Here is a 22,488-nt window from a genome sequence, read left to right as displayed (position 1 = left end):
TCAGGTAGTTCCTTGTCGGTGACGCAATCCATTGCGCAGGAAGAGCCAGAGGGCGCTCAGCGCAATGAACCACGCGATCGCCACGACAGCCTCCCACCTCGGCTGCAAATTCGAGCAGACATTAAGCACTGTAATACTGAACAGGCCCAAAGCAAAGTACATCCCTGTCACCTGGGCATGGCTGGCTCCTGCCTGCACCGCCCGCTGGTAGACGTGCTGGGTATGGGGTTCCATCCAGCGTTGCCCTGAAATGATGCGCGCCAGCAGCGTGAAGCCTGCGTCCACGAGGAACGTCGAGGCCGGCACCAGCAACAGGATCCAGTGGATATCGGTCTTCAGGCTTGCGATCGCCAGAACGACGGCAACCGCATATCCCAGTGCGCCACTTCCGACATCACCCATGAAGATCCGCGCCCGTGGGAAGTTGAACGGCAGAAAACCCAGGCAGGCCAGACCGAGGGCCACGGCCGCAAGCGAGTACGGCCAGGGCAGCACTGGTGCCAGGCCCAGCGCGACCACGACAGCCTGGCTGGCGGCAATGCCGTTGATGCCATCCATGAAGTTCCAGATGTTGATCAACGAGGCAGTGAACAGCAGCACCAGCACGGCCAGCAGCCAGCTGCCACCGTACACCTTTACCAGTGCGGCCAGCAGTGCGGCAGCAATGAAATGCACCATCAGACGGCGCATGGCCGGCAGCGGCCTGTGGTCGTCCCACCAGCCGATACCCGCCACCAGCACCAGTCCCAGACTGACAAGCAGCAGGCTCGGCATTGCTGCGGGCCAGATCCACATCGCCACGCCCGCAGTGACCAGGAGGCTGATGACGATGGCGATGCCGCCGCCGCGCGGGGTCGCCACGCTATGGCTGCGACGCTCGCCCGGCTGGTCCATCAACTGCTGGCGCAGGGCATAGCCCCGCGCAGCCCACGTCAGCGCCGCACTCAGCAGGGCCAGCCCCAGCAGCGCGCCCATCACGAGCCACGGCATGGATCAGAGCACCGCGTAATTCAGCAGCGGCTTGACCGTGCCCCACTCCTTGCAGCTCGGGCACTGCCAGTGGTGAGTGCGTGCACCGAATCCGCAGCGGGTGCAGCGGTAAGCGGGGTTGCGCACCAGCAGCTGGTCGGTGATGTGCTTGAGGTCGTGCAGGGTGGCGGTGGAATCGGCGCCCTCGGCCAGCGTCAGGTCGATCAGCGCGGACTCGCCACGTACCGACGGACGATCCTTGAGCTGGCGACCGAGGTAGGCACGGGCCGGGGCCACGCCCTCCTGCTCTTCCATCAGACGGGTCAATGCCAGCACCGGTGCAATGCCACGGTAGTGCTCGGTCATTTCCGAAAGGAAGGCACGCGCGCCACCCAGGTCACCGACCTTGCGGTAGTTCTGCATCAATGCGGGCAGCAACTCCGGCAGATACTCGGGGTCGTTGCGGGCAGCGCGTTCGAACGCACGCACGGCGGCTTCGGCGTTGCCCGCATCCGTCTCCAGGCGCCCTTCGATGATGCCCGCGCGTACCGACATGGCATCGGCCTGGTAGGCACGAGCGATCGCCGCCCTCGCCTCTTCCAGCTTGCCGGCGCCGCGGAAACGCTCGGCCAGCTCGCATTCGAACTGCCCGATCAGCTTGCCCATCGGCTCGCCGGTCACGTCTTCGAAGCGGGTGGCATTGTCGATCGCCTTTTCCCAGTCGCGCTCGGCCTGGTAGATGCCGATCAGGTGCTTCAGCGCCTGCGGTGCACGCTGGTCCAGCTGCGCCAGCTCGGTGAACACGGTCTCGGCGCGGTCCAGCAGACCGGACTTCATGTAGTCCTCGCCCAGCGCCAGCAGGGCCTGCACGCGCTGTGCATCGCTCAGGTCATGGCGGTTGACCAGGCCCTGGTGCAGGCGGATCGCGCGATCCACCTCACCGCGACGGCGGAACAGGTGGCCCAGCGCGACCTGGGTCTCGAAGGTTTCCTTGTCCAGCTCGGCGATGTGCAGGAACAGCTCGATGGCCTTGTCCGGCTGTTCGTTGAGCAGGTAGTTCAGACCGCGGAAGTAGGTGCTGGACAGTCGGCTCACCTGGTTGTCACCGTGGCGTTGACCGCCACGCCGTCCGATCACCCACCCGGCCAGTGCAGCCAACGGAACGAACAGAAAGAACCAGAACCACTCGGTGACGAAATCCATCTTCGATCAACGTCCATCAAAAGATTGGGGGGAAACGCCTGCGGCCGGCGTGGCCGCCACGGACTTGTTAGCGCGGCGCAACTGGCTGTAGAGCGGAATGACCACGCTCACCAGCACCAGACCGGCACCGACCACGACACCGATCAGCAGGGCGGCAATCAGCGCCACACCGACGGACGTGTTCAATTGGGTAAACAACAGGTTGATCGACATTGCGGTCATGTTGACCGCACCAATGATCAGCCCAAGGATCAGGACCGCCAGCAGGACCAGCAGACGAAAAACCTTCATGCGACAGCTCCAGTGGCAGGAGTCCGTAGCTTATCCGACTCGCGGCTGGATTCGCACGCGGTGGCGCGACGGGGCTCAGGCCGGATCGGCGTCCAGCGGCAGCACACTGCTGACCCGCTCGCGCAGTTCCTTGCCCGGCTTGAAATGGGGGACATGCTTGCCCGGCAGGGCAACCGATTCGCCGGTCTTCGGGTTGCGACCCAGGCGCGGCGGACGATAGTGCAGCGAAAAGCTGCCGAAACCACGGATTTCGATGCGATCCCCGGCGGACAGCGATCCGCCCATCATTTCCAGCAACGACTTCACCGCCAGATCGACATCATCGGCCTTCAGGTGCGCCTGGCGGCGCGCAAGGATTTCGATCAGTTCGGATTTGGTCATCACCGGCTCACATCAGGGGCATCTCAGCCTGAAACGGCCCGGGCAATGCCCGGGCCGTCCAGGAAACAACGAACAGCGTAAGGCCGATTACTCGGACTTGTTGCCGTTCAGCTGTGCACGCAGCAGCGCGCCCAGCTGGGTGGTGCCGCTGGAAGCCGAAGAGGACTGGTATTCCTCCAGCACTTCGCGCATTTCCGCGTCATCCTTGGCCTTGATCGACAGCTGCAGGGTGCGGCCCTTGCGGTCCATGCCCACGAACTTGGCTTCGACCTTGTCGCCGACCTTCAGGTGCTGGGTAGCGTCGTCAACGCGCTCGTTGGCGATGTCGCGAGCCGACACGTAGCCTTCGATGCCGTCGGCCAGTTCGATCACGGCGCCCTTGGCGTCGACTTCCTTCACCACGCCTTCGACCTTGGAGCCCTTCGGATTGGCAGCCATGTACTGGCCGAACGGATCCTGCTCCAGCTGCTTCACGCCCAGGGAGATGCGCTCGCGCTCCGGGTCGACGGCCAGGACGACGGCGTCCAGGGTATCGCCCTTCTTGAAGTTGCGAACGACGTCTTCGCCGGTGGTGGCCCAGCTGATGTCGGACAGGTGAACCAGGCCGTCGATGCCGCCGTCCAGGCCGATGAAGATGCCGAAGTCGGTGATCGACTTGATCTGGCCCGACACCTTGTCACCCTTCTTGTGGGTGGCAGCGAAGGTTTCCCACGGATTGGCGGCAACCTGCTTCATGCCCAGCGAGATACGGCGACGCTCTTCATCGACGTCCAGCACCATCACTTCGACTTCGTCACCAACCTGCACAACCTTGGACGGGTTGACGTTCTTGTTGGTCCAATCCATCTCGGAGACGTGCACCAGGCCTTCGACGCCCGGCTCGATCTCAACGAACGCACCGTAATCGGTGACGTTGGAGACCTTGCCGAAGACGCGGCTGTTGGCCGGGTAACGACGGCCGATGTTGTCCCACGGATCCTCGCCCAGCTGCTTCAGGCCCAGCGAAACGCGGTTGCGCTCGCGGTCGAACTTCAGCACGCGGACGTCCAGCTCGTCGCCGACGTTCACGACTTCCGACGGGTGACGCACGCGCTTCCACGCCATGTCGGTGATGTGCAGCAGGCCGTCGATACCGCCCAGGTCCACGAACGCGCCGTAGTCGGTCAGGTTCTTGACGACACCCTTCAGGATCGCGCCTTCCTGCAGCTTGTCCATCAGCTGCTCGCGCTCTTCCGAGTGCTCGCTTTCGACGACAGCGCGGCGCGAAACCACGACGTTGTTACGCTTGCGGTCCAGCTTGATGAGCTTGAACTCGAGTTCCTTGCCTTCCAGGTAGGCCGGATCGCGCACCGGGCGCACATCGACCAGGGAACCCGGCAGGAAGGCGCGGACATCCTTGATGTCCACGGTGAAACCACCCTTGACCTTGCCGCTGATGCGACCGGTGATGGTTTCGTTCTTTTCCAACGCTTCTTCCAGCTCGTCCCACACCATCGCGCGCTTGGCCTTCTCGCGCGACAGGACGGTTTCGCCGAAGCCGTTCTCGATCGAGTCGAGGGCGACCTTGACGATGTCGCCTTCGGCGACGTCGATTTCGCCAGCGTCGTTACGGAACTGTTCGATCGGCACGATGCCTTCGGACTTCAGGCCAGCGTTGATCACCACGACGTCGCCGCGGACTTCAACAACGGTACCGCTGACGATGGCGCCCGGCTTCAGCTTGGCCAGGTTGGCCTGGCTGGCTTCAAACAGTTCGGCAAATGATTCGGTCATTAGATTTACTCTGTTGGACACATGGGTCGGTAGCGTCCCCTTCAGGGGAATGGCGACCGCCCGCCTGTTGGTCGACCCCGGAAACGCAGGTCGTGTGTAGTAGGAAAACCGCCACGCATCATTGCGCGACGGAGCTGGTACAGCACTGCTATGCGCGACCACCACCGATGTTGCTGGCAGTGCTCCCGCGCGAACGGATCAGGCAGCCGGAACCGGAAGCAGATCCATCACTCTGGCAACGACATCTGCGATGCCGATGCCTGTGGTGTCGATGAGGACAGCATCGTCTGCCGGCTTCAGGGGCGCCACGGTACGCTGAGCATCACGGGCGTCGCGGGCCATGATCTCGCGCAGGAGGTCATCAAAGTTAACAGAAACCCCCTTGTCTTTCAACTGCTTATGCCGGCGCTCGGCGCGCTCCTCGGCACTGGCGGTCAGGAAGACCTTGTAGGGGGCGTCCTTGAAGATCACCGTGCCCATGTCGCGGCCATCGGCGACCAGGCCGGGCAGCTCCCTGAATGCGCGCTGGCGCTCCTTCAGGGCGGCCCGGACCTCGGGAATGGCAGCAATGGCCGAGGCCAGCGCGCCGGTGGTCTCCAGCCGCAGCTCGTCGGTGGCATCGGTGCCGTTCACCATGACCCGCATGGCTTCACCCTGCTCGACAAACTGAACGTGGGTATCGAAGGTGCAGCGGACCAGCGCCGAGGCATCGGAGGTGTCGATGTCGGCCCAGCTCGCGGCCACGCCCACCGCCCGGTACAGCGCGCCCGAATCCAGGTAATGCCAGCCCATCCGGCGCGCGATGATGCGGCTGATGGTACCCTTGCCAGCCCCTGAAGGGCCGTCGATGGTCAGGACGGGAGCGAGTGGATTCATGGGGTTCCCAGAGCGTGTGAAGGGGTCATTCTAGCCCCTGTCAGACGCCCCCAACGGGATCTTTTGTGCAACCACTTGAAACCACGAGGAAAAGCCCGGTAGAATGGCGGGCTTGAACGAGCGTCAACTGCCGATTGTCTTTCGCATATCGCGGCCACGCTCCACCCGAACAACTACTGTTTACGCCGAGGTATGCCATGAAAGTCCTGTCCTCCCTGAAGTCGGCGAAGGCCCGTCACCGTGACTGCAAGGTCGTGCGTCGTCGTGGCAAGATCTTCGTCATCTGCAAGTCGAACCCGCGTTTCAAGGCGCGTCAGCGCTAAGCCCAACAGCCTTCGCGGCTGCGGCTGGCCCTACGCGGGGCCGACCCGATGCAAAAAGCCGCCTTCGGGCGGTTTTTTGTTTATGCGGCTTTTTCCTGCCGTTTTTGCTGTAATCGCCTTTCTTGACCACTGGGGAGTAGATCGAGATGAAGCGTTACCTGTCCGCCCTGGCCGTGATGGCCACCCTGGCCGCCGCCACACCGGCGATGGCCGATACCCTGCTTGTCGACCGTGCCCGCGAGAAGCCGGCCGGTGCCCTGCCCGTGCGCGGCCAGAGCATGCAGCAGGTGCAGGCGCAGTTCGGCGCGCCGAGCGAACAGCTGCAGCCGCGTGGCGGGCAGAAGCGGCAATGGCCGACCATCAACCGCTGGGTGTACCCGCAGTTCACCGTCTACTTCGAGAAGCAGAAGGTGATCGACGTGGTGGCCAACCAGGCGGACCCGAACGAAATCGGCCCGAAACCGCCGATCCGTTGATCCCTTTACCCGCCGTGGGCGGGCCTGTGTAGCGAGACCATGAACCAGACCCTTCGTTTTCCTGCCGAGTGGGAAGCCCAGAGCGGCGTCCTGATTGCCTGGCCCACCGCCGACACCGACTGGGCCGACCGCCTGGGCCAGGTGGAAGAGACCTACATCGCCCTGGTCGCGGCCATCACCCGCTTCCAGCCGGTGCTGATCTGCGTGGCCGACGACGATGTGGAGACCTACGCCGAGATGCGGCTGCGCTCCAACCGCATCGACATGGACAAGGTCCACTTCACCACGGCGGCCTACGACGATACCTGGCTGCGCGACTCCGGCCCGATCACCCTGCGCCGCGCCGATGGCGGGTTCCAGCTGCTGGATTTCCGCTTCACCGGCTGGGGCGGCAAGTTCGACGCCACCCTGGATGACCAGCTGGTGGGCGTGCTCGACCAGGCCGGCGTGTTCAACAACGCCCCGGTGCGCAGCATTCCGTTCGCGCTGGAAGGCGGCGGCATCGAGACCGACGGTGAAGGCACCCTGCTGACCACCTGGAAGTGCCTGCACGAGCGCCACCCCGACCGCGACCGCGCCAGCCTGAGCGCCGACCTGGCCGACTGGCTGCAGCAGGACCGCGTGCTGTGGCTGGACCACGGCTACCTGGAAGGCGACGACACCGACGCACACATCGACACCCTCGCCCGCTTCGCCTCGGCTGACAGCATCGTCTACCAGGCCTGCGACGACGAGAGCGACTCGCACTACGCCGAACTGCAGGCGATGGGCAATGAGCTGGCGGCGCTGCGCACCAAGGACGGCCAGCCGTACCGCCTGTTCCCGTTGCCGTGGGCACAGCCGGTGATCGACGAAGGCCGTCGCCTGGCCGCGTCGTACGCGAACTACCTGATCGTCAATGGCGCGGTGCTGATGCCGGCCTATGGCGATCCAGCCGACGACCTGGCCCGCGATGTGCTGGCGCAGGCGCACCCGGGCCGCGAGATCGTGCAGGTGCCCTGCCGCTCGCTGATCTGGCAGAACGGCAGCCTGCATTGCATCACCATGCAGCTGCCGGAAGGCCTGCTGAAGGCATGACGGATGACGCCGGGCCACGCCCGGCGCTCCCCCTGTAGCTTCGAGCCATGCTCGACTGGCCTTTTGTAGAGCCGAGCCCACGCTCGGCTGGCGCGCTCGCGCGACCGGAGCAGAACGCAGCCGAGCATGGGCTCGGCTCTACAACACCGGCCCATTCAGCGCGCGACACGCGGTCGCTGCCCATCCGCGCTAACATGCAGGTTTTCCCCCGCAGGAACGCCCCGCATGAACTCGCGCAGCCCCCTTACCGTCGCCCTGATCCAGGAGCGCAACCACGGTGATGCCGCCGCCAACCTGGCGGTGATCGAAGCACGCGTGGCCGAGGCGGCTGCGCAGGGTGCCAAGCTGGTGCTGCTGCAGGAACTGCATAACGGCCCGTACTTCTGCCAGCACGAATCGGTGGACGAGTTCGACCTGGCCGAGCCGATTCCGGGCCCGAGCACCGAGCGCCTGGGCGCGCTGGCGAAGCAGCATGGCGTGGTACTGGTCGGCTCGCTGTTCGAGCGCCGTGCTGCCGGCCTGTACCACAACACCGCGGTGGTGTTCGAGAAGGACGGCACCCTGCTGGGCAAGTACCGCAAGATGCATATTCCGGACGACCCGGGCTTCTACGAGAAGTTCTACTTCACCCCGGGCGATATCGGATTCACGCCGATCGATACCTCGGTGGGTCGTCTTGGCGTGCTGGTGTGCTGGGACCAGTGGTACCCGGAAGCGGCGCGCCTGATGGCGCTGGCCGGTGCCGAACTGCTGCTGTACCCGACCGCGATCGGCTGGGACCCGGACGATGTGCAGGACGAGAAGACCCGCCAGCGCGACGCGTGGGTGCTGAGCCACCGCGGCCACGCCGTGGCCAACGGCCTGCCGGTGCTGAGCTGCAACCGCGTCGGCCACGAGGCCTCACCGCTGGGCGCGTCGGGCATCCAGTTCTGGGGCAACAGCCACGTGCTGGGCCCGCAGGGTGAGTTCCTGGCCGAAGCCGGCACCGATGCCACGGTTCTGCTGTGCGATGTCGATCTGCAGCGCAGCGAGCATGTGCGCCGCATCTGGCCGTTCCTGCGCGACCGCCGCATCGACGCGTACGGTGACCTGCTCAAGCGCTACATCGACTGAGCCGGAGCCCGCGCATGGCCGTCCTCATCCGTGATGCCGGCCCGGCCGACATCGACGCGATCACCGCGATCTACGCGGTGGAAGTGACCGACTTCGTCAACACCTACGAGTACGACATCCCGGACGCGACCGAGATGCTGCGCCGCATGCGCGACATCATCGATCGCGGCTTTCCCTACCTGGTCGCCGAAATCGACGGCCAGGTGGCCGGCTATGCCTACGCCAATACTTACCGCACCCGCGTTGCCTACCAGTGGACCGTGGAAAACTCGGTCTACGTCGATGCCGCGTTCCAGGGCAAGGGCGTTGGCACCGGCCTGCTGCAGGCGTTGATCGACGCCTGCGTGGCGCGTGGCTACCGGCAGATGGTGGCGGTGATCGGCGAACCGACCAATACCGCTTCAATCAAGCTGCACGAACGCTTCGGCTTCGAGCTGGTGGGCGTGTTCCGTGGCCTCGGCCGCAAGCATGGCCGCTGGCTGGATACCGTGCAGATGCAGCGCGCGCTCGGCGACGGCGCCGACACCGCACCTTCCAATGAATGAACCCATGACCGAAACCCTTCCCGAGACCGGCGACGACCTGTTCGCCGGCCAGCCGGTGCGCGTCGTTGAACGCGACGGCGTGCGCTACACCCTGCTGGGCACTGCCCACGTCTCCCGCGCCAGCGTCGAGGCGGTGGAGAAAGCCATCGACAGCGGCCGCTTCGATGCCGTTGCCGTTGAACTGGACCCGCAGCGCCTGCAGGCGCTGAGCGACCCCGACACGCTGGCCAAGCTCGACCTGGTCGAGGTGATCCGCAAGGGCCGCGTCGCCCTGTTCGCCGCCAACCTGGCCCTGTCCGCCTACCAGCGTCGCCTGGCCGAACAGCTCGACATCGAGCCGGGCGCCGAGCTGAAGCGCGCGGTGGAACTGGCGCGCGAACGCGACCTGCCGGTGCACCTGATCGACCGCGAGGTCGGCCTGACCTTCCGCCGCGCCTCGCAGCGGCTGGGCTTCTTCGGCAAGCTGAAGCTGGTTGCCGGTCTCGGCGCCGGCCTGTTCTCGTCCGAGGAAGTGGGCGAGAACGAGATCGAGAAGCTCAAGCAGGGCGACATGCTGGAATCGAGCTTCGGCGAGTTCGCCAGCGAGAGCCCGGCACTGTACGAGACCATCATCGGCGAGCGCGACCGCTACATGGCCACGCGCCTGCGCGAGGAACACAACCCGCAGCAGCGTGAAGTGCTGGCGGTTGTCGGTGCGGGTCACCTTGCGGGTCTGGCGCGCTATCTGGAAACCGACACCGAAGCACCGGCGCCGCTGCGCGCCGAGCTGGAAGCGGTGCCGAAGAAGCGCAACATTCCGTGGTTCACGCTGGGCATCCTGGCCATCGTGGCAACCGGCATCGGCGTGGGCTTCTACCGCGGCGGACTGGGCGTGGGCACCGAACTGCTGGCGACCTGGGCGATGTATACCGGCGGCCTCGCCGGCCTGGGCTGCCTGTTGGCCGGCGGCCATCCGCTGAGCATCCTGACTGCGATCGCAGTGGCCCCGTTCAAGCCGTTCCGCCTGAGCATCCCGACCGGCGCATTCTCGGCGCTGGTGGAAGCGCGCCTGCGCAAGCCGGCTTACGAAGACTTCCTGAAGCTGCGCGACGACGCGCAGAGCCTGAAGGGCTGGTATCGCAACCGCGTCACCCGCGTGGTGCTCACCTTCATGCTGACCAACATCGGCAGCATGCTCGGCCTGTGGCTGACCACGTTCAAGGTGTGGGGCAAGGTGGCGGGTTGATTGTTCCGTGTAGCGTCGAGCCAAGCTCGACTGCGCTCTGGTAGGTGCCAACCTTGGTTGGCACATCATTCCCAAGCAAAAAAGCCACGCATTGCGTGGCTTTTTTTGTGCCACGCTTCCGGCAAGTATGATCAATGAAACTTTTCTGAGCCTGGAGGGCCAGTATGGGAAAAGGTATCAAGATGGCTTCAGCCGTGGACGATCGGAGGAACCGACATACGCTCGAATCACTGCAGAATCGAGCCGAAAATGGTCAAACAATCCCTCCACTGTTCTGTGATGGTGTTGGATGCTCTGCGTCCGTCCGTTTCGTCAAACTTGGACTTCGAAATGGACCGCCGGGAAAAGAGCCGGTAGAGCGGGCTGCATACATAGGCCTCACATCAGCCAGAGATTCAGATCACGCGACAAGCTGCAGCTACAACGCAACCGGAAAGCTCAAGCTGATCATCGCCAATCAATCTGATCCTGACTTCTTGTCAAGCCTTGACGAAGGAAAACACGAGCTTCGCTTACAGCTGCTACACAACGCACTTGGCAATTCTGATCGATCTGTGAAGGCTGGTTACCAGACTGGATCGAAAACTAAAGATGAACACATAAGAACAGACTACATCAGAACTGGTGGAAAGCTCGACGGCTATCTCCGAACTACGATGGACATTCTCAAGCTGCGCGAACGCTGCGAGGAGGATGCCGAGCTGAGCGCGACGCTGCTCCTGCGCTTTGGCAATCGCAAAATCCCTTGGCGCCGTTTCTACTTTGAACAAGATCGGTATGAGGACGCTTGGAAAATGCTGCGTAAGGCCGAGCCTTCGGCCCACCCGTTTGCGATAGCCGGCGTTGTGGATCGAATCTGGCTTCCAAACACCGGTTCGAATCAACGGAATACGTTTCTCAATCTGATTCCGGAACGGCACAAGGTTGGAAATGACGGGATACAGCTGACGTATGGAGCAAGTATCGGTCACACTGACCAAGAATGGCTCCAGCAGTATCCGCATGGCACCCATGTCATTGCGTTTGGCCTTTGGAGGGCATCAGACCCCCAACAAAACTCGGTAAGGCGTCTAGACCCTCACGCGCGCGTAAAGGGTTTCCTCAACCATCAGATCACGCTGTTTCCAAAGTTCAAATCACAGGTGATCAAGGTCGAAATGAGCTGAAAGAAAGGGGGAGGCCGCCCCACTACGACCGGCCTCCCCCACACCACAACACGTTGACGTGTATTAGAGCCGGGCAGCGCCCGGCTCTACCCTCTCCAGGCCGCGTGCGCAGCGGACCAGCCGCGTCACGGCACTGCGAAGGTCATCCAACACCGCATAGATGGTCGGCAGGAACAGCAGGCTGACCACGGTCGAGAACGCCAGGCCGCCGGCAATCGCGCGCGCCATCGGCGCGTACTCGGGGCCATTGCCGAACATCTGCGTGTTGGTCAGCGAGATCGGCACCATCGCCAGGATCGCCGTGCCCATGGTCATCATGATCGGGCGCAATCGCTCGCGTGAGCCCTCCACCAGCGCCTGCGTGCGTCCCATGCCGCCGCGCCGCAGGTTGTTGATGTGCTCGATCATCACGATGCCGTTGTTCACCACCACGCCCATCAGCACCAGGATGCCGATGAAGGACATGATCCCGAACGAGGTGCCGGTGATCCAGAACAGCCAGAACACGCCGAAGATCGAGAACAGCACGCCACTCATGATCGCCGCCGGGAACAGCAGCGACTCGAACACCGCCGCCATCACCACGTAGATCATCACCAGCGCGATCAGCAGGTTGAACACCATCTGCTGCATCGCCTCGTCGTCGTTGCCGTAGTCGCCGCCATCGAAGGTGAAGCCATAGCCGGCCGGGAAGTTCATCGGCTTGAGCACGGACTCCATCGCCTTGCGGCCATCGGGCGCGGTGACCTTCTCGGCCAGGTTGGCCTTGATGGTCAGCGTGGTCTGGCGGTTGGTGCGTCCGATCTGGGTGGCTGACGAACCGACGTCGACGGTGACCAGGCTCAGCAGTGGCACGCTGCGGCCGTCGCCGGTGCGCACGCTGAAGCCGGCCAGGTCTTCCGGGCTGCTCTGCTCGGCACCGGCAAAGCGCACCCACACCGGCACTTCATTGTCACCGCGGCGGAACTCGCGCATCGGCGCACCGCGCAGGGCCAGGCCGACGAAGCTGGCCACCTGCTCGGCATTGAAGCCGAATGCGGCGGCACGCTCACGGTCGACGCGCACCTTCAGCTCGCCGCCCTTCTCGCCATTGTCGATGCGCACATCGCGCAGCTCGGCACGCTGGGCCAGCAGTGGCACCACTTCCTGGCCGATTTCCTGCAGCATCGAACTGGAGTCGCCCACCAGCTGCACCTGCACGCCCTGGTTGCCGCCACCACCGCCGCCATCACCCCCCTGGTTGCCGACGAAGTAGTCGGTGCGGGCCGACTTCGGAAGACCCTTGCGCAGCTCTTCCTGCAGCGACTTGATGTCCTTGGCGTACTTCTCGTCCAGGGTGACCACGGTCGAGCTGCCTTCCTGTTCGCTGTACCAGGAATACACCTGCTTGACGTGCAGGCGCTCGCGGTTCTCGTCGATCCAGTTCTCCACCCGTGCCACTTCCTCGGACATCTGGCGGTAGGTGTAGGCGCCCTTCCACATGTAGCCGATGAAGATGTCCTTGCCGCCGTCACCGCCGAACATGTCGATCTTGGTCAGCTTCATCGGCACCAGGCTGACCAGCACGACCAGCAGAATGCCGAGCAGGCTCCAGCCACGATGGTGCAGCGACCAGTCCAGCAGTTGCGCGTAGCGGCGCTGCAGGCGCGCGATCATGCCGGTCTGCGAGTGCACCAGCTTGGGCGTGGCCATGCGCGCGGACAGCATCGGGATCAGGCTGACCGCGACCAGCCATGAGGCCAGCAGCGAGACCGAGATGGTGATCGCGATCTGCGCCATGAAGATGCTGATGTTGTTGGTCTCGCCAAACAGGTTCGGCACGAACACGATGCAGTGGCACAGCGTGCCGGCGCTGAGCGCGATGGCCACGTTGCGGGTGCCGATGATCGAGGCCAGCCGCGGCTGCCCCGGCAGGCGCTCGCGCTCCTGGTAGATGCTCTCCACCACCACCACGGCGTTGTCGACCAGCATGCCCACCGCCAGCAGCAGGCCCATCATGGTCAGGATGTTCAGCGTCACCCCCACGAAGTACATGAAGCCCAGGGTGATGGTGAAGCAGATCGGAATGGCCAGGGTCACCATCAACGTGGATGGCCAATGGCGCAGGAAGAAGAACAGCACCGTCACCGACAGGATCAGGCCGACCGCACCGGCCTCGGCCAGTTCCAGCAGCGAGGACGTCACCGCCTTGCCCTGGTTGTCGATCACCTTGATCTGCACGTCGCGCATCGACGCCTCCGCACGGATCGATTCGACCTCGGCCAGCGCCGCGCGCGAGACTTCCACGAGGTTGGCGCTGCGCTCCTTGAAAATATCCAGGCCGACGGCCGGGTTGCCATCGAGGCGGCGCCCATAGTTCATCCGCGCCGGCTTCAGGCGCACGTCAGCGATATCCCCAAGGCGCAGGCCCTTGGCGTTGATCACCAGGTCGCGCATTTCCTGCAGGTCGGTGATCTCGCCCACCGGCTGCACGCGCACGCGCTGGCCGTTGTCGTCGATCTGCCCGGCCGAGATCGAGAAGTTCAGCGTACGCAAACGCTCGCTCAGCTCGTTGATGCTCAGCCCGTGCGCGTTGAGCCGGTTCGGATCGATGGCGATCTCCACCTCGTTCGGCGGCGCACCGGTGATGTCGACGCGCGCCACGCCGGGGATGCGCTCGATGCGCCGCTTGAATTCGCGGTCGAGCATGTCATAGGCGGTGGTCAGGTCGGTGGTGCTGGCCAGTCGCACCTTCAGCACCGGCTGGTCACTGCTGGACCACTTGAACACGTTGTAGCGCTGCAGATCGTCCGGCAAGTCGCTGCGGATCGCGTCGATGCGCTCGCGTGCATCGGAGGCAGCGATGGCGATGTCGCGGTCCCAGTCGCTGAACTCGATGAAGATCAGGGCGGCCTCGGAGGTGGCCGACGAGCGCATGCGCTTGATGCCGGTCATCGTCGCCAGCGATTCCTCCACCGGGCGGATGATGGTCCGCTCCACTTCCTCCGGAGTTGAACCGGTATACGGGATCTGCACGAACAGGAACGGCGCGGAGATGTCCGGCAGCGCCTCCAGCGGCAGCCGGAACGAAGCGATCAGGCCGATCACCACCAGTGACACGAAACACATGATGGTGGTGACCGGGCGGCGGATGGAGAACTCGGCAACACTCATGCCGGTTCCTCCGCACCCGCCGCGCTGCCCGCCGCACCCGGTTCGATCTCGCCGGCATGCTTGCGGCCGCGTTCGCGGTAATAGGCATCACCGCGACGATCCATCAGGTCGTACACCACCGGGATCACCAGCAGGGTGAGCAGGGTCGATACCAGCAGGCCGCCGATCACGGTGATCGCCATCGGCGCGCGCACTTCGGCACCCTCGCCCATCGCCACCGCCAGCGGCAGGAAGCCGAAAAGCGTGCACAGGGTGGTCATGATGATCGGCCGCAAGCGCGAGCGTGCTCCTTCCACCAGGGCCTCGTGCTTGGCCACGCCGGCCTCGCGCAGCTGGTTGACCTTGTCGATCAGGATGATCGCGTTCTTGGTGACCAGGCCGACCAGCAGGATCAGGCCGATGAACACCACCACCGAAATGGGCTTGCCGGTCAGCATCAGCGCCAGGATCGCACCGACCAGCGCCAGCGGGATGGTGAACAGGATCACGAACGGATGCAGCAGCGACTCGAACTGCGAGGCCATCACCAGGTAGACCAGGAAGATCGCCAGGCCAAAGGCGAAGATCAGCGACTTCGCCGCCTGCGCCAGCTCCTCACCCTGGCCACCGATGTGCAGGCCGACACCCGCACCCAGCGGCTGCTCGGCCACCATCTGCTGCACTTCGCGCATGGCCGCGCCCAGATCGATATCGCGCAGGTTGGCCGACACGACGGCGACGCGGGTCTGGTCGGCGCGATGGATCTCGCTGGGACCGGTGGTGGCAACCACGTCGGCCACCGCATCCAGCGTGACCGGACGGGTGCTGCCCGGATTGACGATCAGCCGACGGATGCTCTCCACGCTGGCACGATCACCTTCCTGCGCACGCACCAGCACGTCGATCTTGCGGTCACGGAAGCTGTAACGGGTGGCCACGTCGCCACGCACCTTCTTCACCACCACATCGGCGATCTGGCGCGTGGTCAGGCCCAGCGCGCCGGCACGCTCCTGGTCGAAGCGGATCTGGATTTCCGGGAAGCCCTCTTCCACCGTCGACTTCACGTCGGCGTAGTGCGCATTGCCGCGCAGCAGCGCCGCCAGGCGCTGGCCAGCTACTTCGAGCGTCGCCATGTCCTGCCCGCGCAGCTCGATTTCCAGCGGCGTGGAGAAGCTGAACAACGCCGGCCGTGCGAAGTCGACCTGTGCACCCGGATGCTGGCCCATGGTGTCACGCAGGCGCTCGGTGATCTCCGCTTCGGTACGTGCATTGCCGCCGCCTTCCATCACCACGGTCAGCTTGCCGATGTTCTCGCCGCTCTCGGTCGGGCTGGCATCCAGGCGGGTGCCGCTGCCACTGACCCCGTACAGCGATGCCACGCCCTCCCCCTTGCCGTGCGCCAGCTGCAGCTCGCGCACCAGCGCATCGGTCTGCTTCAGCGGCGTGCCGGCCGGCAGCTTCACCGTCATCTCGAAGCGGTCCTGGGCCAACTGCGGGATCAGGTCCGCACCGAGCATCGGCACCAGCGCCATGGTCGCCACGAAGATGATCGTGGCCACGCCCAGCACTTTGCCTGGATGCGCCAGCGCGCTCGGCAGCAGTCGCAGGTAACCGCGCTCGGCACCGGCATAGGGCTTCATCGCCAGATCGCTGGCCTTGCGCATCACCGGGCCGACCACCGCGACCACGCCACGCCACAGGCGCACGATCAGCCAGGCCAGTGCGTAGAAGCCCCAGCGCGCGGTCGCCACGGCGCCACGGCGGCCCAGCGCAACCGGCTTCTGCCAGCGGCTCTGCGGTTGCCATGGTTCGTTCGGTGCCTCTTCCGGGAACGCCAGCGGCGGCCGTCCCTTCAGCGAGCTCAGCATCGGAATCAGGGTCATCGACACCAGCAGCGAGATCGCGATCGCGATCGCCACGGTCAGTGCCTGATCACGGAACAGCTGGCCGGCGATGCCGTCGACGAACACCAGCGGCAGGAACACCGCGATGGTGGTCAGGGTGGAGGCGACCACCGCCATGCTCACTTCGCGGGTACCGACGATCGCCGCCTGCAGGATGCCCAGGCCCCGCTCACGCGCCTTGGCAATGCTCTCCAGCACCACGATCGAGTCGTCCACCACCAGGCCGGTGGCCAATGCCAGGCCGCCCAGCGACATCACGTTCAAGCTGAGGCCGAGCTGGCCCATGAAGAAGAACGTGGCGATGATCGAGACCGGCAGCGACAGGCTGATCACGAACGTGCTCCAGCCATCGCGCAGGAACAGGAAGATGATCAGGATCGCCAGCAGGCCACCGATCACCGCATCCTTCTTGACGTCTGCGATGGCGTGCTCGATGAAGCGCGACTGGTCCTCGATGGTGGTCATCTCGACATCGGACGGGAACGTGCCCTTGATCTGCTCCAGGCGCTTGCGCAGCGCTTCGGCGGTGGACACCGTATTGGCGTCGCCTTCCTTGTAGATCGCCAGTTCAACCGATTCCTTGCCGCCCAGGCGGATCACCGCTTCGCGCTCCTTGTAGCCCTGGCGCACCGTGGCCACGTCCTTCAGGCGCACCGGCACGCCGTTGGCGACCACGCTGGAGCCTCCACCGGACGATGCGCTCTGCGCCGCCGAGGCCGCCGCGATGGCCGCGGCCGAACCTGTCGACGCGGCGATGTTGAACATCTGCTGCAATGCCGAGTCGGCTGCACTTCCGTTCGAGCCCTGGGTGGTGACCAGCAGGTTGCGGATCTCCTCCAGGTCGGCGAACTGGTTGACGGTGCGCACCAGGAAGCGCTGCGAACCCTCCTCCAGGCGACCGCCGGAGATGTTGATGTTCTCGTCCTTCAGGCGCTTGATGACGGTGTCGATCGGCAGATTCAGCTGTGCCAGCTTCTGCTGGTCGATGTCGACCTGGATCTCGTCCTCAAGGCCGCCACCGACCTTGACCGCTGCCACGCCGGTGACCGGCTCCAGCTTCTTCTTCAGGTCTTCATCGGCATAGCGGCGCAGGCCGGTCAGCTCGCGGACCGCATCGGCATCGCCGGCCGGTGCGGTCTTGCTGGACAGCACCAGGCGCATGATCGGCTCGGTGGACGGATTGAAGCGCAGCAGCACCGGGGCCTTGGCCTCCAGCGGCAGGTTCAGCGCTTCCATCTTGTCGCGCACCTCCAGGCTGGCCTGGTCCATGTTGGTGCCCCAGGCAAACTCCAGCACCACATCGCTCTGGCCGGTACGCGAGACCGACTTCAGCTTGCGCAGGTTCTTGACCACGCCCACCGCTTCTTCGACCGGCTGGGTGATCAGGGTTTCGATTTCAGTCGGCGCCGCACCGGTGTACTCGGTGCGCACGGTGAGCGTCGGATAGCTCAGGTCCGGCAGCAGGTTGACCTTGAGGTTGCCCAGCGCGATCAGGCCGAACAGCAGCAGCGTGACCGTGCACATGGCGATGGTCACGCGGCGGCGGGTGGCGAATTCCACCAGGCCGCCGCGCATGCCGGCGGCGGCGCCGTCGCTCGCCGGCGAGGCACCGTGGTCGTGGCCCGGGCCGGTCATTGCTTGCTCCCGGCCTTGTCTGCCGGCTTTGCGGCCGCTGCGACCGTCTTTGCCTTTGCCTTCGGATCGGCGATCACCTGCACCGCGGTACCGTCGCGCAGGGCGACCTTGCCGGCGGTGACCACCTGATCACCGGCCGCCAGGCCATCACGGATCTCCACCCACGGGCCCTCGGCGTAACCCAGCTTGACCGGAACGCGTGCGACCTTGCCTTCGCGCACCCGGAACACCGCCGGCTCACCGTCGTCGAGCAGCGCCAGGCGCGGCACCACCAGCGCATCGGCACGCTGGTCGTAATCAATGCGGATGCGCCCGAACATGCCGGGCTGCAGTGCGTGCGCGGCGCCATCGAAGGCGCTGACCACGCGAAACGTGCCGCTACCTGAGTCCACCACCGGCGCAATGCGATCGACGGTGCCGGTGAAGCTTTGGCCCTGCAACGCATCGGCGGCCAGCGTCACCGGCTGGCCGGCGCGCAGGGTGGCCAGCTCACGCTCGGGCACGTTGAGGGTGGCTTCCAGCCGCGAGTTGTCGACGATGCGGAAGATCGGTGTATTGATCTGCACGAAGTTGCCGGTCTTGATCGAGCGCGAGGCGATCACGCCGGAAATCGGTGCGACCACGGTGGTGTACGACAGTTCCAGCGTGGCCAGGCGGTACTGGGCGCGCACGTTTTCCAGGTCGTAGCGCAACTGGTCGACGCTGGCCGCACTGACCAGCTGCTGGGCGACCAGCTTCTGCGCACGCTGATAGTCGTTTTCCAATTTGCGCATCTGCGCTTCGCTCTGCGCCACGGCCAAGCGCGCGCGGTCCGGATCAAGGCGGACCAGCGGCTGCCCGGCAGTGACCCGCTGCCCTTCCTCGACCAGCACCGCCAGCGCCACGCCGGAGGTCTTGGCCACCACCTGCGATTCGGCGCGCGGCTCCAGCGCAGCGGTGCCGGTATAGCTGGCGGCAACCGCGCGATGGCTGGCCACGGCTACTTCGACGGGAACCGCGTCAACCTTCTTCTCCTCCTTGGTCTCGGCGGCCTTGGCTTCGGAATTGGGCCCTGCGGCGCAACCGCCCAGCAGCAGGGAGGTGGAGATCAGCAGTGCGGCAGCGCAGATTCCGCTGCGACGGCCGGACAGGAAGGTTGGGTGTGACATCGTCAGGTCCCTGGAGGATGCGTGGACAGGTGTGGTAGCAAAGTAATGCACCACTTCACGGCAACACCATATCCCAAAGGTCATGGTCTCTTCACGCCGCTGGTCGGGCACCCCCATTTCAGCTAGATGAAACCTGAGGCTATACTCGGGGCGTTCCGTACCCCACGCCGGAACGACCAGACCCGAATCCCCGGAAACGACACCATGCGCCCGCAGCCGCTCGCCGCTTGTCTCGCTCTGGCCGTCCTCCTGCCCCTTGGGGCCGCCGCACAGCCCGCTCCTGCTCCTGCCACACCTGCCCCGGCCCCGGCTCCCGCCGCCGCCCCGGCGCCTGCCGCCCCCACCGGCAACTTCGACAATGGCCGTGTCCTGGCCTATACCTGCCAGGGGTGCCATGGCATCACCGGTTACAAGAACGCCTACCCCAGTTACCGGGTGCCGAAGATCGGCGGCCAGACCCAGCAGTACCTGGCCCAGGCGCTGACCGAGTACCGCCAAGGCAAGCGCAGGCATCCGACGATGCAGGCGCAGTCGATGAGTTTCAGCGAACAGGAGATCGCCGATCTCGCTGTTTACCTGTCCACCGTCAAGTAAGGCCCGCCCATGTCGAAAGCCGCGCATCCGATGCGTCACGCCATCGCCCTGTCCGTTGCCCTGCTGCTGGCGGCCTGTTCGCAGTCGCAGGTGGAGAACAGCGAGAAATCCGCCGCCGACCCGGGCCATGCCAGCGGCGAACACGGTTCATCGTCCTCCGCCGGCCTGCCGGCAGGTCGCGAGGCAGCAGGTGAAGCCCGCGCCAAGGTGAAGGGCAAAGCCACCAACCAGAGTTGCATCGACTGCCACGGGGCCGACGGCAATGCGCCGATCGATCCGACCTATCCGAAGCTGGGTGGGCAGTACGGCGACTACCTGGCGCATGCGCTGCAGGCCTACCGCGCCGGTGACCGCCAGCATGCGCTGATGACGCCGCAGGCGAAGGACCTGAGTGATCAGGACATTGCCGATCTGGCGGCGTATTTCGGCAGCCGGCCGACCCAGCTGCGGGATCTGCACGGGGTCAAATGACCGCCGGCCCCCGGTCTGTGCGGACCGTTGATTGGTGGGTGCGGACCGTTGGTCCGCACAGATCCGCATATCCACGCATGGCGTGGATCTACTGAGCCGAGCGTGGGCTCGGCTCTACATCAATCGGCGCAACCGCTGGCGCCGGTCAACGCTCAGCCTTCCAGCTCTTCCCAGCGCGCGTAAGCGGCATCCAGTTCGGCCTGCACCTTTGCCAGCTGCTGGGTGTGCGCGGTCACTTCGGCGCTGCTGCGGGTGTAGAACGACGGGTCGTTCATCGCCGAGGTCAGGCCTTCGACATCGCCCTCCAGCTTCTCGATGGTCTTCGGCAACTGCTCCAGTTCGCGCGCTTCCTTGTAGGCCAGCTTGCGCTTCGGCGCTGCCGGAGCAGCGGCCGTGGCGGCCGGTGCAGCTGCCGCCGGCTTGGCTGCCGGAGCCGCAGCAGGCGTCGCCACACTGGCCGCATAACGCTGCCAGTCGCTGTAGCCGCCAACGTACTCACCAATCACGCCATCGCCTTCCATCACCAGCGTGGAAGTCACCACGTTGTCGATGAAGTCACGGTCGTGGCTGACCAGCAGCAGGGTGCCGGTGTATTCGCCCAGCAGCTCTTCCAGCAGCTCCAGGGTTTCCACGTCGAGGTCGTTGGTCGGTTCGTCCATCACCAGCAGGTTGGACGGCTGCGCGAACAGCTTGGCCAGCAGCAGGCGGTTGCGCTCGCCACCGGACAGGCGGGTGATCGGCGCACGCGCACGTTCCGGGGTGAACATGAAGTCCTGCAGGTAGGCATGCACGTGCTTGCGCTTGCCGTTGAACTCGAGGAAATCGCGGCCTTCGGCCACGTTCTCGATCGCGCTCCAGTCTTCGCGCAGCACCGCACGGTACTGGTCGAAATACGCGATCTGCAGGTTGGTGCCCGCATTGACCTCACCCTTGGCTGGCTGCAGTTCGCCCAGCAGCAGCTTCAGCAGCGTGGTCTTGCCGCTGCCGTTGGGACCGATCAGGCCGATGCGGTCGCCACGCAGGATGGTGGTGGTGAAATCACGGACCATGGTGCGCTCGCCGAAGGCGAACGAAATGTCCTTGACGTCGATGACCTTCTTGCCGGAGCTGACGCCCTGCGCGGCTTCCATCTTGACGTTGCCACTGAGGTCCCGACGTGCGGAACGCTCGTTGCGCATCGCCTTCAGGCGGCGCACACGGCCTTCGTCGCGGGTGCGGCGGGCCTTGATGCCCTGGCGGATCCAGACTTCTTCCTGCGCCAGCAGCTTGTCGAAGCGCGCGTTTTCCTGCGCCTGCGCATTGAGGCGTTCCTCGCGGCGGCGCTCGTAGTTGGCCCAGTCGCCCGGCCAGCTGGTGACCTGGCCGCGATCGATCTCGACGATGCGGGTGGCCAGCGCACGCAGGAAGCGGCGGTCATGGGTGACGAACACCACGCTGCCGCTCCAGCCCTTCAGGAACGCTTCGAGCCAGTCGATGGCCTCGATGTCCAGGTGGTTGGTCGGTTCGTCCAGCAGCAGCACATCGGGGCTGGACACCAGCGCGCGGGCGAGCAGCACGCGGCGCTTCATGCCGCCGGACAGGCGACCGAACTCGGCATCGCCGTCGAGGTCGAGCTTGGTCAGGGTTTCGCTGACGCGCTGGTCCAGGCCCCAGCCGTTGGCGGCATCGATCTTGGCCTGCACGTTGCCGAGAGCTTCGCCATCGAAGACCTCGGCATGGCTGAGGTGGTGGAATTCGGCCAGCCACTGGCCCAGTTCGCCGAGGCCATCGGCGACGACGTCGAACACCGAACCGGCCGCGCCGTGTGGCACTTCCTGCTCCAGGCGGGTGACACGCACGCCCTGCTGCACGCGGACTTCGCCGTCATCGGGCTTGTGGTCGCCGGACAGCAGCTTGAGCAGGGTGGATTTGCCGGCGCCGTTGCGGCCGATCAGGGCGATGCGTTCGCCCGGCTCGATCGACAATTCGGCCTTTTCCAGCAACAACGGGCCGCCGACGCTGAAGTCGACGTTCTGTAGGGTAATCAGAGGCATCCGGATATTGTACGGGTTGGGGGCGTCGGCCGGGTTGCACCCGGCACCCGCAGAGGCAACGGCCGAAGCAACAGCCAAAGCGGCTTACGGTGGCAGGCAGGTCGGTGTGGGGCTGCAGGACACGCCGTGAACCCATCCATGGGGGCTCGATGG

19 protein-coding genes are annotated in these 22,488 nt (G+C 65.0%); 9 read left to right on the top strand and 10 right to left on the bottom strand.

Going from position 1 to position 22,488, the window contains the following annotated elements; translation table 11 throughout:
- From R1H25_RS09235 to cmk, 6 genes are all read right to left on the bottom strand, one after another.
- Positions 1 to 990 carry a glycosyltransferase family 4 protein gene (locus R1H25_RS09235; protein WP_317223408.1) on the bottom strand — a complete coding sequence of 330 codons (990 nt, stop codon included), beginning with the start codon at positions 988 to 990 and terminating at the stop codon, positions 1 to 3.
- A gap of 3 nt (positions 991 to 993) precedes the next feature.
- On the bottom strand, positions 994 to 2,172 hold the full coding sequence (lapB, locus tag R1H25_RS09230; protein ID WP_049447859.1) for a lipopolysaccharide assembly protein LapB: 1,179 nt from the start codon (positions 2,170 to 2,172) through the stop codon (positions 994 to 996).
- 6 nt (positions 2,173 to 2,178) lie between these two features.
- Positions 2,179 to 2,463 carry a lipopolysaccharide assembly protein LapA domain-containing protein gene (locus R1H25_RS09225; protein WP_049447858.1) on the bottom strand — a complete coding sequence of 95 codons (285 nt, stop codon included), beginning with the start codon at positions 2,461 to 2,463 and terminating at the stop codon, positions 2,179 to 2,181.
- Between the two features lie 75 nt (positions 2,464 to 2,538).
- Positions 2,539 to 2,844: an integration host factor subunit beta gene (locus R1H25_RS09220; RefSeq protein ID WP_005409286.1), complete on the bottom strand. Its 306-nt coding sequence runs from the start codon at positions 2,842 to 2,844 to the stop codon at positions 2,539 to 2,541.
- An 87-nt stretch (positions 2,845 to 2,931) separates the two neighbouring features.
- Positions 2,932 to 4,617 carry a 30S ribosomal protein S1 gene (rpsA, locus tag R1H25_RS09215; RefSeq protein ID WP_049447857.1) on the bottom strand — a complete coding sequence of 562 codons (1,686 nt, stop codon included), beginning with the start codon at positions 4,615 to 4,617 and terminating at the stop codon, positions 2,932 to 2,934.
- A gap of 198 nt (positions 4,618 to 4,815) precedes the next feature.
- A complete protein-coding gene (cmk, locus tag R1H25_RS09210) occupies positions 4,816 to 5,493 on the bottom strand; it encodes a (d)CMP kinase (protein WP_049399452.1) in 678 nt (225 codons plus the stop codon).
- Positions 5,494 to 5,690: 197 nt separating this feature from the next.
- On the opposite strand from cmk, the gene ykgO reads away from it, so the two are divergent.
- From ykgO to R1H25_RS09175, 7 genes are all read left to right on the top strand, one after another.
- A complete protein-coding gene (ykgO, locus tag R1H25_RS09205) occupies positions 5,691 to 5,816 on the top strand; it encodes a type B 50S ribosomal protein L36 (RefSeq protein ID WP_005409283.1) in 126 nt (41 codons plus the stop codon).
- A gap of 176 nt (positions 5,817 to 5,992) precedes the next feature.
- Positions 5,993 to 6,292, top strand: coding sequence for a hypothetical protein (locus R1H25_RS09200; RefSeq protein ID WP_226053522.1), 300 nt, complete (start codon positions 5,993 to 5,995; stop codon positions 6,290 to 6,292).
- 39 nt (positions 6,293 to 6,331) lie between these two features.
- Positions 6,332 to 7,369: an agmatine/peptidylarginine deiminase gene (locus R1H25_RS09195; RefSeq protein WP_088480442.1), complete on the top strand. Its 1,038-nt coding sequence runs from the start codon at positions 6,332 to 6,334 to the stop codon at positions 7,367 to 7,369.
- A 225-nt stretch (positions 7,370 to 7,594) separates the two neighbouring features.
- Positions 7,595 to 8,482, top strand: a complete 888-nt coding sequence (locus R1H25_RS09190; RefSeq protein ID WP_006430958.1) for a carbon-nitrogen hydrolase — start codon at positions 7,595 to 7,597, stop codon at positions 8,480 to 8,482.
- Between the two features lie 14 nt (positions 8,483 to 8,496).
- A complete protein-coding gene (locus R1H25_RS09185; protein ID WP_049447852.1) occupies positions 8,497 to 9,027 on the top strand; it encodes a GNAT family N-acetyltransferase in 531 nt (176 codons plus the stop codon).
- A 4-nt stretch (positions 9,028 to 9,031) separates the two neighbouring features.
- Positions 9,032 to 10,252 carry a TraB/GumN family protein gene (locus R1H25_RS09180; protein WP_005409278.1) on the top strand — a complete coding sequence of 407 codons (1,221 nt, stop codon included), beginning with the start codon at positions 9,032 to 9,034 and terminating at the stop codon, positions 10,250 to 10,252.
- A gap of 164 nt (positions 10,253 to 10,416) precedes the next feature.
- Positions 10,417 to 11,418: a hypothetical protein gene (locus R1H25_RS09175; protein ID WP_241882128.1), complete on the top strand. Its 1,002-nt coding sequence runs from the start codon at positions 10,417 to 10,419 to the stop codon at positions 11,416 to 11,418.
- 63 nt (positions 11,419 to 11,481) lie between these two features.
- On the opposite strand, the gene R1H25_RS09170 is transcribed toward R1H25_RS09175, so the two are convergent.
- Genes R1H25_RS09170 through R1H25_RS09160 form a run of 3 tightly spaced genes read right to left on the bottom strand, consistent with a single transcriptional unit; the run spans position 11,482 to position 19,237 of the window.
- Positions 11,482 to 14,571, bottom strand: coding sequence for an efflux RND transporter permease subunit (locus R1H25_RS09170; protein WP_241881285.1), 3,090 nt, complete (start codon positions 14,569 to 14,571; stop codon positions 11,482 to 11,484).
- Entirely contained in the window at positions 14,568 to 18,089 is a 3,522-nt protein-coding gene (locus tag R1H25_RS09165; RefSeq protein WP_373695559.1) for an efflux RND transporter permease subunit, read from the bottom strand. Before R1H25_RS09165 ends, R1H25_RS09170 begins: the two co-directional genes overlap by 4 nt.
- Positions 18,086 to 19,237, bottom strand: coding sequence for an efflux RND transporter periplasmic adaptor subunit (locus R1H25_RS09160; protein WP_317223407.1), 1,152 nt, complete (start codon positions 19,235 to 19,237; stop codon positions 18,086 to 18,088). Before R1H25_RS09160 ends, R1H25_RS09165 begins: the two co-directional genes overlap by 4 nt.
- 204 nt (positions 19,238 to 19,441) lie before the next feature.
- Between R1H25_RS09160 and R1H25_RS09155 the strand changes: the two genes are divergently transcribed.
- Both R1H25_RS09155 and R1H25_RS09150 read left to right on the top strand, forming a co-directional pair.
- Positions 19,442 to 19,831 carry a c-type cytochrome gene (locus R1H25_RS09155; protein WP_049447846.1) on the top strand — a complete coding sequence of 130 codons (390 nt, stop codon included), beginning with the start codon at positions 19,442 to 19,444 and terminating at the stop codon, positions 19,829 to 19,831.
- 9 nt (positions 19,832 to 19,840) lie between these two features.
- A complete protein-coding gene (locus R1H25_RS09150; RefSeq protein WP_049447845.1) occupies positions 19,841 to 20,302 on the top strand; it encodes a cytochrome c in 462 nt (153 codons plus the stop codon).
- A 152-nt stretch (positions 20,303 to 20,454) separates the two neighbouring features.
- Here R1H25_RS09150 and R1H25_RS09145 read toward each other — a convergent pair whose 3' ends face one another.
- Positions 20,455 to 22,335 carry an ATP-binding cassette domain-containing protein gene (locus tag R1H25_RS09145; RefSeq protein ID WP_317223406.1) on the bottom strand — a complete coding sequence of 627 codons (1,881 nt, stop codon included), beginning with the start codon at positions 22,333 to 22,335 and terminating at the stop codon, positions 20,455 to 20,457.
- Between the last annotated feature and the right edge of the window lie 153 nt (positions 22,336 to 22,488).

The organism is Stenotrophomonas veracruzanensis (assembly GCF_032911525.1).
GTDB lineage: Bacteria > Pseudomonadota > Gammaproteobacteria > Xanthomonadales > Xanthomonadaceae > Stenotrophomonas > Stenotrophomonas africana.
This window is presented reverse-complemented; position numbering and strand designations above follow the sequence as displayed.

What these genes read in the sequence shown, in the direction of transcription:
- R1H25_RS09235 (WP_317223408.1), bottom strand. Translation starts at nt 990, where the DNA reads ATGCCGTGGCTCGTGATGGGCGCGCTGCTGGGGCTGGCCCTGCTGAGT.
- lapB (WP_049447859.1), bottom strand. Translation starts at nt 2,172, where the DNA reads ATGGATTTCGTCACCGAGTGGTTCTGGTTCTTTCTGTTCGTTCCGTTG.
- R1H25_RS09225 (WP_049447858.1), bottom strand. Translation starts at nt 2,463, where the DNA reads ATGAAGGTTTTTCGTCTGCTGGTCCTGCTGGCGGTCCTGATCCTTGGG.
- R1H25_RS09220 (WP_005409286.1), bottom strand. Translation starts at nt 2,844, where the DNA reads ATGACCAAATCCGAACTGATCGAAATCCTTGCGCGCCGCCAGGCGCAC.
- rpsA (WP_049447857.1), bottom strand. Translation starts at nt 4,617, where the DNA reads ATGACCGAATCATTTGCCGAACTGTTTGAAGCCAGCCAGGCCAACCTG.
- cmk (WP_049399452.1), bottom strand. Translation starts at nt 5,493, where the DNA reads ATGAATCCACTCGCTCCCGTCCTGACCATCGACGGCCCTTCAGGGGCT.
- ykgO (WP_005409283.1), top strand. Translation starts at nt 5,691, where the DNA reads ATGAAAGTCCTGTCCTCCCTGAAGTCGGCGAAGGCCCGTCACCGTGAC.
- R1H25_RS09200 (WP_226053522.1), top strand. Translation starts at nt 5,993, where the DNA reads ATGGCCACCCTGGCCGCCGCCACACCGGCGATGGCCGATACCCTGCTT.
- R1H25_RS09195 (WP_088480442.1), top strand. Translation starts at nt 6,332, where the DNA reads ATGAACCAGACCCTTCGTTTTCCTGCCGAGTGGGAAGCCCAGAGCGGC.
- R1H25_RS09190 (WP_006430958.1), top strand. Translation starts at nt 7,595, where the DNA reads ATGAACTCGCGCAGCCCCCTTACCGTCGCCCTGATCCAGGAGCGCAAC.
- R1H25_RS09185 (WP_049447852.1), top strand. Translation starts at nt 8,497, where the DNA reads ATGGCCGTCCTCATCCGTGATGCCGGCCCGGCCGACATCGACGCGATC.
- R1H25_RS09180 (WP_005409278.1), top strand. Translation starts at nt 9,032, where the DNA reads ATGACCGAAACCCTTCCCGAGACCGGCGACGACCTGTTCGCCGGCCAG.
- R1H25_RS09175 (WP_241882128.1), top strand. Translation starts at nt 10,417, where the DNA reads ATGGGAAAAGGTATCAAGATGGCTTCAGCCGTGGACGATCGGAGGAAC.
- R1H25_RS09170 (WP_241881285.1), bottom strand. Translation starts at nt 14,571, where the DNA reads ATGAGTGTTGCCGAGTTCTCCATCCGCCGCCCGGTCACCACCATCATG.
- R1H25_RS09165 (WP_373695559.1), bottom strand. Translation starts at nt 18,089, where the DNA reads ATGACCGGCCCGGGCCACGACCACGGTGCCTCGCCGGCGAGCGACGGC.
- R1H25_RS09160 (WP_317223407.1), bottom strand. Translation starts at nt 19,237, where the DNA reads ATGTCACACCCAACCTTCCTGTCCGGCCGTCGCAGCGGAATCTGCGCT.
- R1H25_RS09155 (WP_049447846.1), top strand. Translation starts at nt 19,442, where the DNA reads ATGCGCCCGCAGCCGCTCGCCGCTTGTCTCGCTCTGGCCGTCCTCCTG.
- R1H25_RS09150 (WP_049447845.1), top strand. Translation starts at nt 19,841, where the DNA reads ATGTCGAAAGCCGCGCATCCGATGCGTCACGCCATCGCCCTGTCCGTT.
- R1H25_RS09145 (WP_317223406.1), bottom strand. Translation starts at nt 22,335, where the DNA reads ATGCCTCTGATTACCCTACAGAACGTCGACTTCAGCGTCGGCGGCCCG.